The organism is Spirochaetota bacterium (genome assembly GCA_034190085.1).
GTDB lineage: Bacteria > Spirochaetota > UBA4802 > UBA4802 > JAFGDQ01 > JAXHTS01.
In genome coordinates, this window is sequence record JAXHTS010000019.1 from 79,498 (window position 1) to 94,506 (window position 15,009).

The window sequence follows — 15,009 nt, forward strand, 5'->3', positions numbered from 1 at the left end:
GAGTCAATGAGTATATTGATAAAAAAAAGCGTGATTTTACTTGCAATTTTAATCTTTAATGTTTCTTTGTTTGCTGATAATGATCATAAGTCAAAAACAAAGACCAGTTCTTTATTAGCTTTCAATAGCGGTTCACTCTCAGGTTATGTCGCCCCTGTAGTTAGTGCGATGCAAATAGGCGATACAGGCAGTCGATTTATTGGATATCGGGGTGGTCTTATCATCGATTATAATACGGTAATTGGGCTTGCTGGGTATAGATTAAGCAATCCAACTAAGCGGGAGGAATTTGCCAATGTAGATTATATTGGAGATGAACCCTATATTTTTCTTCGCTATGGCGGCCTTTTGCTGGAGTATCACTTTTTTGCCAGGAGCCTTTTACATTTTTCATTAGGAACTACCATTGGTAAGGGAAGATTGGATTTCCTTAGCGAGGAAGAGTATAATGAGAATAATCGCAGGAGACTTGATGGCGATTCATTCTTTATCGTACAACCCGAAATAGCAACATACTGTAATGTTACCCGTTTCTGTCGTCTGGGGTTGGTATTTTCATACATGTATGTTAAGGGAATTGATAATAATGAATTTAAGGATGAAGACCTTAGGAAGATGAGTGGGGCCTTATTTATTGCTTTTGGATGGTTTTGATTTTTTAATTAAGAAAGGTTTGCCGGTTTATGTTAGAAAACTTATATTGTAATATACTGAATTTTCTCCTACCCTGGCTTATGCAGTGGAAAAAAGGTATTTAAAGGGATAGCTTTTAGTGGCAAAGAAGAGTGAGATTGATATTGAAGAGTTTTATCTTCGCTACAGCCCAATGGTCTTCAGAAGGTGTCGATATTTATTAAGGGATGAAGACAGCGCTCAAGATGCAATGCATGAGGTCTTTGTGCGGTTGCTGGAATATCAAAATAGATTAAAGGATGCTTACCCGTCAAGCCTGCTTTATACCATTGCGACCAATGTCTGTCTAAACATTATACGGGATCAAAAACGGCACAAAAGAGTGGAAGGTAATGATATCCTCGAACAGATCGCTCAATCAGATCTTTTGCGGGAGCGGTTTGAGAACAGGGAATTTTTGAATTTTCTTTTTTCTAAGGAAAAACAAACAACTCGTGAGATTGCTGTGATGCATTATGTTGATAAAATGACTTTGAATGAAATATCCCGGCGCACAGGTTTATCCCATTCAGGTGTTAGAAAACGGTTAAGGAAACTGAAAGATAATGTTAAAGCTTTTAGAGAGGATGCGCTATGAGTATTATATTTTCTGATCTTGATTTAGAGCAATATCTTCTTGGAGAATTAGCTGATGATATTTATAAACAAATTGAAAATGCGCTATTGCATGATAAGTCACTACAACAGAGAGTCGATTCCCTGAGGGAATCTGGAAAGCAAATATCAATGGACTATCCACTATATCCAAATGTAGCAATTATAAGAAATGCTTATGCAAAGCATTTAAAAGCAGGAAAATCGGTAAAAATCCTTTTTAAAAAAATTGCCCTATCTTTTGCCGGATCCATAGTTTTATTTTTACTAATTATGCCGGTAATTTATATATCAAATGATATTGGTGATTCTGAGCGATCAAAGGGAAATCCAGCACAGCTATTCATCTATAAAAAAACAGGTAATTCTGTACATAGATTAAAGGAAGGAGCAACGGCGCGAGAGAATGATATTTTACAAATAGCGTTCATTTCTGAGAAGCAGCCATATGTGATGATAGTTTCAGTTGATGGGAATAATGCTGTAACATTGCACTTCCCCGATTCAGAAACCGGTTCATCTGGAGTAGTTCTACATAAAAAAATGGTTATACCAAATTCATATACCCTGGATCGTGCACCGTTATATGAAAAGTTTTTTATGATTACCTCATTAAATAAATTTAATATTCCCGAGATGCTGAAATTTATAAAAAGAGAAATACAAAATAATCCTGAGAATCCGGTTTTGAACCTAAGAAATAACAAGAATTTTTCTATTAGTGTTTTTTTTCTTAATAAGGAAAAGTAATATGAAAATGCCTGTAGTGATTATATGTTTATGTATGATAATATCTGTCAGGGGGAGGGTACAAGCAGAGTATTTTACCAAAAAGAACGCTATTCGTCGCTTTACTATTGTAGTGGGTGCGAATAATGGCGGGCCCAATAGAGAGCTTTTGAAATATGCGGTTTCGGATGCCAGATCATTTCATTCTGTTATGCGAAAGATGGGCGGTGTTTTCTCTGCAGATAGTATACTGGTATTGAATCCTGATAAACGGAATTTTTATTCTGCGTTTCGCAGAATTTATCATGCCGTGAAACAGAAAAGGAAACAGTATCGAAAGACGGAACTTATATTTTATTATTCAGGCCATTCTGACGAAGAGGGTATTCTTCTGGGCAGGGAAAAGGTTTATTATACAAATATTAAAGAGGCTCTTAAAAAAATTTCCGCTGATGTGCGAATCGCGATTCTTGATTCATGTTCATCAGGTGCCTTTACTAGAATAAAGGGAGGCAAAAAGGGCCTTCCATTCCTGATTGATTCAGCGTATGATATGCGCGGAGATGCTTTTATGACTTCCAGTTCTTCGGATGAGACCTCCCAGGAGTCAGATAGAATCAGGGGGTCATTTTTCACATATTATCTCATTATTGGGTTGCGGGGCGCGGCAGATGTAAGCCGGGATGATCGTATAACGCTGAATGAGGCATATCAATATGCATATTCTGAGACTCTGAATAGAACCGAAAAGACAATGCGTGGGGCTCAGCATCCACATTACCATATTCAAATGACAGGAACCGGAGATGTGATACTGACAGATATCCGCAAAAGTACCACCCGGTTAGTCTTGGCAAAAGAGATAGACGGTAAATTTTTCATCCGGGATGATAACAATAACCTTGTTGTTGAATTCAATAAACCGTATGGGGCCTCTACACAATTAGCCATGGCACAAGGGAATTACACAGTTATAAATGAAAATAGAGAATCAATTTCTCAGTCGCGGTTTAGATTGAATAATCGATCATCTTATATTCTCAAGCAATCTGATTTTTTACCAGTCAAAAGAGAGTATACAGAGGTGAGGGGGGCAAAGCCTAACCAGAACTTTCCTGAAAAGGTAGTGGATCCTTTTAAAATTGGGGGTTATGGCTCAATACTGATAAGATTTAACCGTATTGCTGAAACACGCTCCTCTCAGTATGGTATCCATGCGGGTGCAATATTGAACAATCGTTATATCGTTGGATTAGGTTGGTTTCGACTTAGTGCGCCAAGGGAACAAAAGGATATTGCTCATCAAGAATACAGTGCTGAGTATCCCTATGTTGATTTTCGCTATGGTGGTATCCTATTTGAATATGTTTATAAAAGAAAGGGTAGTTTTACAACTACAACCGCACTCTTAATCGGCAGAGGATCAATTGGTTTTACAGAAAATAAGGCATATGATAAATATGCAGAGGATGTGCATGGGATGAAGGGATTTACTGTAATTGAACCGGAAATAAAGTGTATTTGGAATGTTTCAAAATATATTGGGATTGGAACAAGCTTGTCTTATCGATATGTATCTCGATTAGATAGTGAATATTTTAATCATACTGATTTACGAAGCCTGGCTGTTTCGATTTTTATAATAGGTGGGACTTTATAGTATAGGTTGGTCCCACTATAAATGCTGGTTGCCCAGCACTCCCTGCACAGATCTAATCTTTTACTCATCAGTTCCTTTAGCAAATGGCGCGCCTTCAAGAATACTGAAAAATTTTGTATACCACGCCAAACATGAGTGTTCCCATATCCCCCATCTTTTCCCCTGGCCAGAAAGCCGCCATTAGATGCAACTGTGGCAGTGCTTTCATTATCGCTTGATCATACCTCATATAAGTCACCCTCCCACCACCAGAGCCGGCGGTTAGCTAAATTAATAACTAGGGGCAACCGGTTGCTTGGAATGTATCATTTCGAGTAACGGCTACACAGCTCACATTGCCTTGAGCCACACCGCCTACCAATAGACAATCAATAAGCGTTACAGGGCCACCTCCACCACTTGTTAAAACTGTATTGTTCGCGCCTTCTATGACGCTCTCTGTCACTATTGAATCAGCGCCAACACTGCTTTCCAGACCGCGGTTATTTGTGCTTTCATTCTCGGCTAAGATGCTGCACCTTTCGACCTCCAATCATGTAGAATCTTGATAAGTGTATATACCCATAGGGTTGGTTCCACCACGTCTGATAAAGGATCCACCGCGCAAAATCGCCGTTGCGCTACCACTGTTGTAAAGACCATAATTACTGTTACCCTCTTCAGCTAAGGCTGTGACGTTTTCAACATCTAAAGTAGCACAATCGTAATTGTAGAGGCCCCTGGTGCTGCTTCCGCCTTTCCAGGTAAAAGTGCCGCCCCACAGCGTCGCCGCTGCGCTATCACGATTGCGCAGACAGCAGTTTAATTAACTACCGTTCTTACTCAGAGCATTAATATTTAAAAGCTCGATGTTAGTACCGCTGCCTGAAATACATATGGCATAGTTGTTTGAGCCGTTTCCATGTGCTTTTACCATCACATCGGCAATCTGAGTGAAGTTGGCACTATCCTCGGTCAACAGGGCTGTGTTATAGGTGAAGTTGCCGCTGTTCATCATTGTTAAATCCCGCAGGCTTGTGTTTAATGTTAACACCAGCGTGACCTCGGAAAGTGGATAAACATCATCGCCTACCGTGCTTGTTATGATAGTCATTTCCTGGCCAGCTCCCTGGATATGGACATGGGGTTTCATCACCACAGTTTCACTATACACGCCAGGCGTAATCCATATAAGGTAAGGGTTGTCGGCATCCGCATCACCGATGCTATCTATCGCAGACTGGACGCTGGTATAGTTGCCGCCTTTTTTGGCAACTACAATCATGTTTTGATAATGAGGCCCTTCATTGCAGATATTTTCAGTATTGTCAACTTCCTCAGGATCTAGCACACCATTGACATTGTCATCAATACCCGTCTCAATCTGGATGCCGCCATGGGGGCATGTGCTCCCTGAAGGTATACTTGAAATGTTAAAAGTCGGATATGGATTAGTGGGTGGATAATACATTATCTTATCGCTTGAATCTTCTTTACAGGTTGTGTAAGCGAGCACCCCAAAACAAACTAAAAATACTACAATAAATCATTTCATTTCTAAACCTCCTTATAAATAATTATATTGTGTATCCTCTAAGTATTTCATCTTCAATTCAACAAATCATCCTCAGACGCCTTTACATGTTTCAATCAATTTAAGTATATCCTCCTAAAAAAAATCAATATTAATTTGATACCATTTCCAAAATATGGCTCTGTATCTGAATATTATGTACATATTTTTGTATCAATCCCCCGCATTGAGTAGGTTAGTTCAAAATATTAAAGGGAAGACGTCTCGTAAGATGTTGATGGAATATCAGAGTCTGAGTAGTGAATTTTGGGGACACCATATTGAGCTCGTTGATATTTTATAGCAGGCTATGGGACTATAACATATGAAGTAATAATTGATTTTTAGAAATACAGAGCAAGGAGCTTATGGTCGACGATTTTACGGCTAATGAATAGAGAGTAGGCTTGCAGCCTGCTAGTGGTTTTTCAAGTTACCACTTTCAGGCGGTAGTAGTTGACTTTTCTCAATATATTTACGAGCTTGGATTCAATACTATCCATAGTAATTAATTTAATTCCGTTCTGTTTGAATGTAGGGTCGAGTTTGGAATCCGTTACTACAAAATATAATCAGAAAGATTCTCTTTTCGGAATTATATTTTGTCACTTGCTATATGATAATTCTTATCGCAATGCTTCTTTACTAAATTTTTTGTTAAATAATTTTATATCATATTTAATTGACTTTACATGAATTTCAGATTTTTCATCACTATCTGGAATAAACATGATAACCTTAAAGGGTGTCGGATATTTGCCTACCATCTTGATTTTATGATTTTCCATATATTTTATCAATTTTCCTTCCACATAAAAATTGGAACGAACCGGAAAATAATCAGATACTCGTAAAAACACTTCCATTCTATCATATTCTATGTTAATTTCCTTTACTAGGTTAATTTCTTTTGGACGGGCCTCAATTTTATAACATTCATATCCTAGCATATTGACGATACCAAGATTTTTGGCTTTAAAATATTTGTTATATTCGGTCTTCCATGAAAGAATAATGTTCTCACTGGGTTTTAAACCTCCAATTGAGAAGTGCGAATGAATAAATGATTGTAATTTATGAATTCCAATGATCCGTTTGACTTTTCCACTTGATAGTTTCACCCATTGATTGGTATGACTGTTCTCTTTTACATGGATCAGAATTTTCAGTCTTGATGGCCTGGTCACTGATACAAGCATTTTTCCGCTGGTGAAATCTTTCGATCGCTTTGTAATAAAGGAAATATTATTGATTGATACATGATCATCTTTAAACACCTTTAAAACAACAACCGATTTTCCGCTTATGGGAAATGGTTTTTTCCTTACTTCTTCAATGATTTCATCAGCCGTCAATCCAAAAGCAAACGGCGCATTCCAAAGTGATAGTATCCATATGATAAAAAAATATCTTTTCATTTTTTCATCTGCATTGCCTTCAAGCCAAATCGTTTTCCTGAAGGCCGCTTGTAACTAACCTCGGATTTCTGAGCATCATCTATTGGGATTATTTTGGGTTTAAAAATAATGATCAGTGCAGGAAGCAACAGCAAATCACAAATAAGGGCAAAAATTATGGCAAAGGAACTAAGCGCGCCAAATGTTTTTGTCGGCAATATTGACCCAAATAGTAGAATGATAAATCCTGAAAAAAGGACAATGCTGGTTACAGTCACTGGTTTCCCCACTTCTCTAAATACATGTAGAAGAGAAGCATTTATTTTATCGTGAGACACAAAATATCTTCTCAAACCCACGACAAAATGGATCGTGTCATCTACGGCAATACCAAGGGTGATACTTGCAATCATGATGGTTGAAACATCCAAAGGAAGCTTGAGCCAGCCCATAATGCCGATGGTCACAAGTATGGGGAGCAGGTTGGGAATCATACATAAAAGGGTTAACGAAAAACTTCTGCAAACAAATAGCATCATAAAAAGGATGATGACAAATGCTACAGAAAAACTTCTGATCAGGCTTTGCTTCAAGCGATGCTCCATCTTCACGTAGAGCGTTGTAAGCCCCGTAAAATTGATGGTATGATTCTCTCCCAAATTTTTTTCCAGATATTCGGAAATGTGAATAGCTTCACTCTTGGCCTCTTCATTTGATCCCCATTTCGCCTGAAATGTAATCGTTGCCTCCATTTTATCAGGGGATACCAGTCTCCCCATAATCCTTCGATCACTAAGCAGGTAATAATCGAGAATCACCATATTGTCATCGGGTATCTTGTAAAATTCCACCTTGTTTTCATTGAAAGCACGGTGTACCTCTTTCATGTAATCCATTATGGAAAAAGATGTTTCAAATTTATCAACTTCTCTTATAAGGTCTCCTTGTATCTTTTCTAATAATTTTAAGCTATCAGGATGTGTAAAATCATACTCACTTGACTTCGCTTTAGCGACTGCCACAAATGGAACCGACCCGCCAAATTTGTTCTGAAGGGATTTTATGTCCTGTTTGATCGAATTGCTATCCGGTAGGTAGTTGATAAAATTTGTTTCATACTTCAAATTCGAAATACCAATGACCGTTCCAACTATAATAATTGAAAAGCCTATGAGAACTTTCTTGTAATTACCGATGACAAAATAACACAGGCCTAACAAAATTTTTAATAAAGTGTCATTTTCACTCTTTTTTCCAGATGTCATGGGTATTTGCCCCCCATAAAAGTCTTCCATCCACTGAACGACTTTTTTCGAAAAGGCAAGGGCCGAAGGAAGAAATGTAATGGTCATGACAAATGCGATGAGGATACCAAACCCTGTATAAATGCCTAAAACTTTTCCAGGCCGCACAGTGCAGGTGACAAATGCGAAGAATCCAACCGCAGTGGTCAAACTGGTTAAAAGACAGGGGAGCTAAAGCCGCTTGGTAACGGATGAAACGACTTCCAAATGATCATCCTTTAAGGGATTATACCGATCCCGAAAGTGGGAAAGGACATGGAGTGAATCAGCAACAGCAATAACCAAAAGAATGGGCCCGATGGATGTTGTTACTATATTTAACGATTCTCCGCAAAGAGTAAACAGTCCAAGTGAGAGGATCAATGTTATGAATAGATCCATCTGGCATAGGATAGAGAGCACTCCGTTTCTAAGTAAAAACACGACCAGAATAAAAATAATAAAAAATACAATCGGTGTAAAAAGGAGAAAATCCCTTTGAGAAAGCCGGCTTATTTCACATTCAACATATGGAGGGCCTGTAAAAATAAGCTTTCTATTCTTACCTGCTATTTTCTGAGCTTTTTCTCTTATTTCTAATATGAGTTTCTGTTTTTTAATATTATCTTTAAACGGCATAAGTTCCATAACAATGATGGTATCTCTGCCATTTTTGGAAACCAGCCAGCCAGATAGAATTTCATCTCCAAGAATCGTATTTTTAATTTCAAGAAGCTTTTCCTGATTTAAGGCGCCATTTGGCACCAGCTTTTGAAATGCGATATCCTCCTCATCTGCCATGTAGGTTATATGCTCGGTCAAACTAAATACATTGGCAACGCCCAGGGTGGATTTTGCCATGCGTGAGATTTTTCGTATGATCTCGATGTTTTCAGTAGTAAATATATCCATGTCAGATATGACAATAGCAATGATCTCCTCGCTGCCAAATGTTTTAACAAACCTTTTATAAAGGACGAGATCCGGATCATCCTTTTCAAAAAAAATGTCGATATTGTTTACAAAAAGCTGTTTTGTAAACATCTTCTGGGCAAACACGCATCCAGCAGAAATTGCTAGTACTGTCGTAATTATAATAATCCACCGATAGTTTTTAATGATAATGTCAATAAAACGGTTCATATTCAAAAAAGAATATTTCCCCTCCTGGTTAACTGTTTTTTCCTAAAACCGTAATATTTGTAAATCCTTCTTGATCAAGATATCGGGTAGTTGTTAAACTGGAAGCATTGGCTTTCACAATGGATATTTTTTATCCTTGTTTATAAATCGACTTGAAGAAAGAGACATAACTTATTGAACAAATATGGTTATTTATGTACAAAACATTTAAACCTGTCAAGCGTATTAAATTCTATCATTCTAAAACCCCATTTGAAGGCCATTGTCTCTGGCAATTGTAAAAGGAATAATAAGATAGATAAATCCTATTATAATTCCAACACAATCCAGAATTTTAAGAGCGGTCTTACCACCTTTCGAATAGCTTTAATTCCAACAATAAGAGGTATGTTGGCAATCCTGATATTGCTTCATAATACGTTTATACCCAACGTGCTACCTCTTTGCTTGATTCCCTTTGATAGAAAAACAAGATTGGCTGGGTGAAATGAAGAACAGCAGATCTCAATAATACATACTGTTAATGTCGACTAGACATTAAAGCTAACAAAACTCGAGGCTATAAATGCTGTTCTGCAATGATCGTTCATATTCCCATCCTCCATTTTGGCCAAAATGGTTACATAAAGAATCCCACAGAATAGCCAGAATTCCATAGCATAAACACAAGGGAAAGCTTATTCTGATCACACGAGCAGTAGTAAGTGAGTCTTCTCGTCTTATGGGTATGACAATGGATGTGAAGGCCAAGAGTTCCTTAGTTGTTGATAAGGTTTTACAATTTTATATTGACTTAATGTAGCGAATGTAAGAGAGTTATTTAAAAATTGTAATTTATTCCTACCTAACAAGTCAATTCAATAATTACTAATTAAGTGTAGCTCCGATATGAAAACTGTAATCATAACTATCATTATTTCATCAATAGGTATAGTTGTTTATAACTTTAATGATGCATCTCGCTGTCTTGCCCCAAACAAGATAGCGATGGAATCAGTAATGAATATTATCAATGCATATCCAAAGATGCAGAGAGATAAGAAAGCTAAAGAATTTTTAGACTTTTTAGGTGACCGTTTGGATTCATTTGATTTTATGGATATTTATGAAAGCTCCTATTTACTACCAAGGGATAATGGCTATCGAACTCTATCCTTTCAGGGATATAATAAACCAGAAGTATGTCTGATTAAATTAACGAATATAAGATTTGATCAAGCTCATCTACTGAATGCAGGGGATTTTATTTCAGAATTTGGGCTAAAAAAGAATAATCAGTCTATTGTAGGAGACCGTTCGTTCACAACTTATATGAAATCAAAGACATCATGGAGTCACTTTTCTCATATGAATCTGTTTACATTTCTGGAGGGTATAGCGAAAACCATTGACCCTACTAATGTTAGAAATCTAAAGCCCACTGCAAGTCTATTGTATACAAATCTTACTGATGAATCGCGTACGGTAATTGATGAATTCTATAAATCATTTCCAAACTTTTCAAATTTTATAAACCGCTATATCTCATTACTCTCGTTGATAAAAATTAAGACTTATAACAAAATTCCCTATACCCATTTAAACTCTACAGGTATTTTTAAGAAAAAAATGATTAAAAAAGATTTCCCTGAATTAGCCGATTATTTGGATGATCTTTATAATAAATTCAAATTGTATTTTGAATTAAAAAACAGCAATGAACATACAATTCTAAGTCTAATGAGTGATAGTATAGAATCAGCTACTGTATCTCTCTACACACGTTCAGGCAAGATAATCCCATTTGACAATAAAGGCGCTCCAATCTTTGATGAAGAATTTTCTTTACCAAATATAAAGCATGCTAAATACCAGGCTATAATGCACTTTTTTATGAAAAAATTAGGAATGAAGCTGAATATTGAATCCAGTGCAGAGGCAGAACTACTTAACACTCCTACAGGTGTGACAATAAAAGGCAGGCTTATGAAAATAAATAACACAATATCTGGAAGGATTTTTGGGATTATAAGTCCTTCTTTAATTGACATTTTTATACCGAGTAATATAGATCAGCTTACAAAAAAATTCTCCCGTGTTATGATAGAGGCTAATAATGGAGAAGGCTCCTTTTTAAAACATGATTGGGATACGAGTGATCCAAATAATGTTATTACACACCTTTTATTAAAGAGTGAATTCCTTGACAAATTTTTTATAAGGATAGGAATGCGAATGATGTGGAGACTATTCAAACCAAGCATAGAAGCACGAGAGGATTTGGAACGATTTATTATTCAAGGCTTTAATGCCCTTTTATTGGATATGAAGAATAAAATGAATAAAAGATAGCACTGTCAAAGGCACATCCAATAATTATCAGTTAAGTTATTCTTAGAATATTCTATCCTAAACATGCACAGAATTCAGAAATGAGAACTTAGGAGTCATCATGCCTTCTCGGGGCAGCCAAAACGATGAAGATTGAATCTTCTCAACCCCCTGCATTCGCAGTGGCAGGCCTTAGTGTGTTATAATAAATAAATCTCTATTGGAGAATAACATGTCTAAAAAGCTAGTATCTTTATTTACGATTTTTATATTACTGATCTTTTTAGTTGGATGCGCTCATTTTGGCACTGGAATTAGCCCTTCTTCTACACCTGTAAGGAGTGAATGTCGAATTCTGGGGCATGCTACAGGTGAGTCTTCATATTTTGTTCTGTTATTTGGTTTTCCTTTTGGGGAGCCTGATTATGCAGCGGCTATTCAGGATGCAATCAGCAAAGTAGGGGGTGGAGATGCTCTTATTAACGTTTCATCCTATCAAACATTTGTTTTTTTACTTGTTGGATATAAGGTATATATTAATGTTGAGGGTGATGTGGTTAAGAAATAATTGTCTATTTGAAAATTAGGATGCATATTCCTACTGTGTTAACTGAAAAAACAAAGGAATTCTTCCATGTACTAAATTTAATCATCTTAGCAGCTTCAGGATCGTAAGCATCCTTGTTGTCATACTTTCCAATAGGACTTTTTATGATCAGCTTTACAAAAGTTTGTAAGATTCAGTTTTAACACAGTCTATAAGAGAGTAGTGTTTAAAGAGTGGTTCTTTTATTCCATAAGTTGTTCGTTTGCGGCTTCCCTTCCAGCAATGCGACCAAAGGCCAGGCATTCACCCAGGTTGCCGGCGCCTTGATATAGCATACCGAAAATGGAACCCAATTCTCCAGCGCTATATAATCGAGGGATGGGATTACAATCTGTATTTAGAATTTGTGCTTTATGATTTCTCCTCGGACCGCCCTGAGTGTTCAGGAGACATGGCATGAGTTCCATTGAATAGTATGGCCCTGGCCCAATAGGTTCAAGAGTATCATTAGGGCGTTGATAATCATCGTCATGCTTCTGCTTACAGTAATGGTTATACCTGTTAACCGTATTCTCAAGGGAAACCATATCCACGTTAATCTTCTTTGCCAGACCAGGGAGGGTTTCATCAGAAATAATCCAGCCACGGTTTATCTCTTTAATGTTATCATCAGACCATTTATATTTACCCTGGTTGTATCCTAAAGTCGTGATGCCAATTGCGCCTGTTTTACGTGCATGATCATCAAAGATCATGTAGCAGGGGATGCGAGGGTATTCATGGCTATGTGGATCAAAATAATCAACGATAAAATTATAGGCGTGTATTTCGGCTAATTCTGAGGCAAAGCGTTTGCCTTGTTTATCCAAATAGATGTAATGATTGGATGGAGGTCGAATCATGAAAGCGGCCTCAAATTCAGGGGCCTTGAAACCAAGAGGAGTGGAGACGCTGGATGTATGCCAAAGATCTGCTCCAATGCGCTGGGCCATGCGCAAACCATCCCCAGTATTTCCGGGCGATCCAAAGGAATGATATGGATAGCCTTTCAGGTAGTTCATCTTCATCCAGTCATTGTATTCGAAACCACCACAGGTGAGTATAACCGCTCTATTGATTTTTACAGAAATCTCTTCTTCACCTTTCAAAATTACAACTCCAATCACTCTGCCTTTTGTATCAGTTATAATATCCTTTGCTTGGGCATTATGATAGACTGGAATTTGGCGTTTTTCAACCTCTGTGCGAAAAAGATGCCAAAAGGTGTTTTCTCCTTCCTCTTTACTCCCCTTTATTAGCAATTTTTCAATGGAATCAGATCCCGGCAGATGAGGGAAAGCGGCTCCTCCATATATGACTGTGCTAACCTCAAAGGCTTCAATCCATTCCCTGTTTTTCATACACTCATGAGTAAAGGTTCGAATCATCTCAGGCTCAACCATCTGTGAAACACTATTGCACAGATTATCCAGATATAAAAAACCTTGGTCAAAATCCTTGATATTTAAAAATCCGCCAAGGGAGACATTGGTATTTCCGCCACCGGTTTCCATCTTCTCAACAATTAAGACATGGGCTCCCAGATCATGAGCAGTAATGGCTGCTGTTGCACCTGCTCCGCCAAAGCCGATTATAAGCACTTCAGTTTCTTCATTCCAGTTCATATTATCTCCTTATGGATGTAATACTAATATACATTTGTTTTTTCTCGCTTGAGGCGTAAGATACAATGAGTAAACTTTCCTCTCTATCTTCATTCAAACATATAATTAGGGACAGGAAACAGGATCTGAACAATCTTCACACTCCAGATTGTTCCAATTGATGGATCCTCTATTTAACATCGAATTGATCCAGTCTATAAAGGGAATACCGGTTGAGTCTTCAGTATAAAATCGGGGAGACATCATTATGGTATGGTAACTGCCTGAAGCAATGTAATATCTGTAATTATCAGCCTCACCCGCCGTTGAATAAGCATATTCCAACATCTGATCCCTCCAGGCAAACCATTCATCAGGCCAATCGTCTTCCCAGGATTGCGGGTCATTGATATTCTTCATGATATAGTAATAAAAGGTCTGATTCCAGTCCCAGGCAGTCGTAAACTGGGCTATGCAGGAGGAATTATAATAGTTAGCATAATCTTTATACATTACTTCAAAAGTCATGTCTGGTGTGTAACCATCCTCATAACCTGGAATCCAAGCAGGCAACTGAATATTCCAGTTGTAGATGGAACTAACTTGAAATTCCTCTGTAGAGACGCCATTCCCCGCATCGCCAAGAGTGAATATCCTTGATTCTTGAAAGGCCTCCTTAATAAAAGGGAAATTGACAATTGCGCCATAGGCTCCTGCGCTGCTGCCAGTTATGAAAATCCTGTTAGGAAATTTAAATGTATTTTTTATCCATTTTAATACTACTTGAAAGTTGACATGTCCTCGATGCCTTATTGTCCATGATTCAAACGGAAGTGATACCAAATGATCCTGATATTCATTATCCTTTGCACCCCAATGTATGTCACCTGTGCAGTATGGAATATAGACAAAGTGCCAGTCTTTAAAGGGATTATGTTCATTGTCAGTATCAAATATTCCCCTCCCTTCGGTATTGTCGAATATATCAATAGATGAGGCTTCTTGAGTACATGTGGGTACGTATAGACAATTCATTGAATCCCAGCATGCTCCTCCTCCCTCGAAATAGATGATCAGATTATTTGTTCTGCCTCCCTTAGCGAAGAAGGTAAACTTGGGGTCGCAATCAGGACAAGCCAAACATGATGGAGTTAGGCCTTCATATTCGAAATCAGGATAGAGTTCAGCAGGATCGTACTCAGTCCATTTTTCTGGTAAGTCTGGGCCAATAATAAATTCACAGTTTAAATATAGTACAATCATAAGCATGAATATAGATGCAAGAATGGAGCTTAAGAAGCGTAAAACAATTGATGTTTCTCTTACTTTTTGTTTCATTTTTATCCTCCATTTTTTTTATCCCACATTAACACCAATAAATCATGAAAACCAAATGTCAATATAAAATATTGAATATTTTTTTATAGAGAATGATTTTTCTATAATTGCATAATACCC

Annotated in this window: 14 protein-coding genes; 6 read left to right on the forward strand and 8 right to left on the reverse strand. The window is 37.4% G+C overall.

The window, feature by feature from the left end; translation table 11 throughout:
* Positions 1-6: 6 nt before the first annotated feature.
* The 4 genes from SVZ03_03825 to SVZ03_03840 all read left to right on the forward strand — a co-directional run bounded on the left by SVZ03_03825 (position 7) and on the right by SVZ03_03840 (position 3,676).
* Complete coding sequence (locus SVZ03_03825) at positions 7-654, forward strand: hypothetical protein (GenBank protein MDY6933333.1); 648 nt, start codon at positions 7-9, stop codon at positions 652-654.
* 118 nt (positions 655-772) lie between these two features.
* Positions 773-1,270 (forward strand): sigma-70 family RNA polymerase sigma factor, encoded by a 498-nt coding sequence (locus tag SVZ03_03830; GenBank protein ID MDY6933334.1) that lies wholly within the window; start codon positions 773-775, stop codon positions 1,268-1,270.
* A complete protein-coding gene (locus SVZ03_03835; GenBank protein MDY6933335.1) occupies positions 1,267-2,037 on the forward strand; it encodes a hypothetical protein in 771 nt (256 codons plus the stop codon). Before SVZ03_03830 ends, SVZ03_03835 begins: the two co-directional genes overlap by 4 nt.
* A gap of 1 nt (position 2,038) precedes the next feature.
* Positions 2,039-3,676 carry a caspase family protein gene (locus SVZ03_03840; GenBank protein ID MDY6933336.1) on the forward strand — a complete coding sequence of 546 codons (1,638 nt, stop codon included), beginning with the start codon at positions 2,039-2,041 and terminating at the stop codon, positions 3,674-3,676.
* Positions 3,677-3,770: 94 nt separating this feature from the next.
* Here SVZ03_03840 and SVZ03_03845 read toward each other — a convergent pair whose 3' ends face one another.
* From SVZ03_03845 to SVZ03_03870, 6 genes are all read right to left on the reverse strand, one after another.
* Positions 3,771-3,905, reverse strand: a complete 135-nt coding sequence (locus SVZ03_03845; protein ID MDY6933337.1) for a hypothetical protein — start codon at positions 3,903-3,905, stop codon at positions 3,771-3,773.
* Between the two features lie 48 nt (positions 3,906-3,953).
* Positions 3,954-4,208 (reverse strand): hypothetical protein, encoded by a 255-nt coding sequence (locus tag SVZ03_03850; protein ID MDY6933338.1) that lies wholly within the window; start codon positions 4,206-4,208, stop codon positions 3,954-3,956.
* A 273-nt stretch (positions 4,209-4,481) separates the two neighbouring features.
* Positions 4,482-5,126: a pectinesterase family protein gene (locus SVZ03_03855; GenBank protein ID MDY6933339.1), complete on the reverse strand. Its 645-nt coding sequence runs from the start codon at positions 5,124-5,126 to the stop codon at positions 4,482-4,484.
* A 728-nt stretch (positions 5,127-5,854) separates the two neighbouring features.
* Complete coding sequence (locus SVZ03_03860) at positions 5,855-6,646, reverse strand: outer membrane lipoprotein-sorting protein (protein ID MDY6933340.1); 792 nt, start codon at positions 6,644-6,646, stop codon at positions 5,855-5,857.
* Entirely contained in the window at positions 6,643-7,977 is a 1,335-nt protein-coding gene (locus tag SVZ03_03865) for an MMPL family transporter (GenBank protein ID MDY6933341.1), read from the reverse strand. The genes SVZ03_03860 and SVZ03_03865 overlap by 4 nt, the downstream gene beginning before the upstream one ends.
* 123 nt (positions 7,978-8,100) lie before the next feature.
* A complete protein-coding gene (locus SVZ03_03870) occupies positions 8,101-9,051 on the reverse strand; it encodes an MMPL family transporter (protein MDY6933342.1) in 951 nt (316 codons plus the stop codon).
* 888 nt (positions 9,052-9,939) lie between these two features.
* Between SVZ03_03870 and SVZ03_03875 the strand changes: the two genes are divergently transcribed.
* Entirely contained in the window at positions 9,940-11,382 is a 1,443-nt protein-coding gene (locus tag SVZ03_03875; protein MDY6933343.1) for a hypothetical protein, read from the forward strand.
* Positions 11,383-11,593: 211 nt separating this feature from the next.
* A complete protein-coding gene (locus tag SVZ03_03880) occupies positions 11,594-11,929 on the forward strand; it encodes a hypothetical protein (GenBank protein MDY6933344.1) in 336 nt (111 codons plus the stop codon).
* 221 nt (positions 11,930-12,150) lie between these two features.
* Here the strand turns inward: SVZ03_03880 and SVZ03_03885 are convergent, their stop codons facing one another.
* Together SVZ03_03885 and SVZ03_03890 are read right to left on the reverse strand one after the other, a co-directional pair.
* Positions 12,151-13,572: an FAD-binding protein gene (locus SVZ03_03885; protein ID MDY6933345.1), complete on the reverse strand. Its 1,422-nt coding sequence runs from the start codon at positions 13,570-13,572 to the stop codon at positions 12,151-12,153.
* Between the two features lie 105 nt (positions 13,573-13,677).
* Positions 13,678-14,889, reverse strand: coding sequence for a pectin acetylesterase-family hydrolase (locus SVZ03_03890; GenBank protein MDY6933346.1), 1,212 nt, complete (start codon positions 14,887-14,889; stop codon positions 13,678-13,680).
* Positions 14,890-15,009 lie beyond the last annotated feature (120 nt).

Excerpts from the sequence above, each read along its gene's own strand:
- SVZ03_03825 (MDY6933333.1), top strand. The coding sequence starts at position 7 with ATGAGTATATTGATAAAAAAAAGCGTGATTTTACTTGCAATTTTAATC.
- SVZ03_03870 (MDY6933342.1), bottom strand. The coding sequence starts at position 9,051 with ATGAACCGTTTTATTGACATTATCATTAAAAACTATCGGTGGATTATT.
- SVZ03_03880 (MDY6933344.1), top strand. The coding sequence starts at position 11,594 with ATGTCTAAAAAGCTAGTATCTTTATTTACGATTTTTATATTACTGATC.
- SVZ03_03835 (MDY6933335.1), top strand. The coding sequence starts at position 1,267 with ATGAGTATTATATTTTCTGATCTTGATTTAGAGCAATATCTTCTTGGA.
- SVZ03_03855 (MDY6933339.1), bottom strand. The coding sequence starts at position 5,126 with ATGTATTATCCACCCACTAATCCATATCCGACTTTTAACATTTCAAGT.
- SVZ03_03885 (MDY6933345.1), bottom strand. The coding sequence starts at position 13,572 with ATGAACTGGAATGAAGAAACTGAAGTGCTTATAATCGGCTTTGGCGGA.
- SVZ03_03865 (MDY6933341.1), bottom strand. The coding sequence starts at position 7,977 with ATGACCATTACATTTCTTCCTTCGGCCCTTGCCTTTTCGAAAAAAGTC.
- SVZ03_03845 (MDY6933337.1), bottom strand. The coding sequence starts at position 3,905 with ATGAGGTATGATCAAGCGATAATGAAAGCACTGCCACAGTTGCATCTA.
- SVZ03_03860 (MDY6933340.1), bottom strand. The coding sequence starts at position 6,646 with ATGAAAAGATATTTTTTTATCATATGGATACTATCACTTTGGAATGCG.
- SVZ03_03890 (MDY6933346.1), bottom strand. The coding sequence starts at position 14,889 with ATGAAACAAAAAGTAAGAGAAACATCAATTGTTTTACGCTTCTTAAGC.
- SVZ03_03840 (MDY6933336.1), top strand. The coding sequence starts at position 2,039 with ATGAAAATGCCTGTAGTGATTATATGTTTATGTATGATAATATCTGTC.
- SVZ03_03875 (MDY6933343.1), top strand. The coding sequence starts at position 9,940 with ATGAAAACTGTAATCATAACTATCATTATTTCATCAATAGGTATAGTT.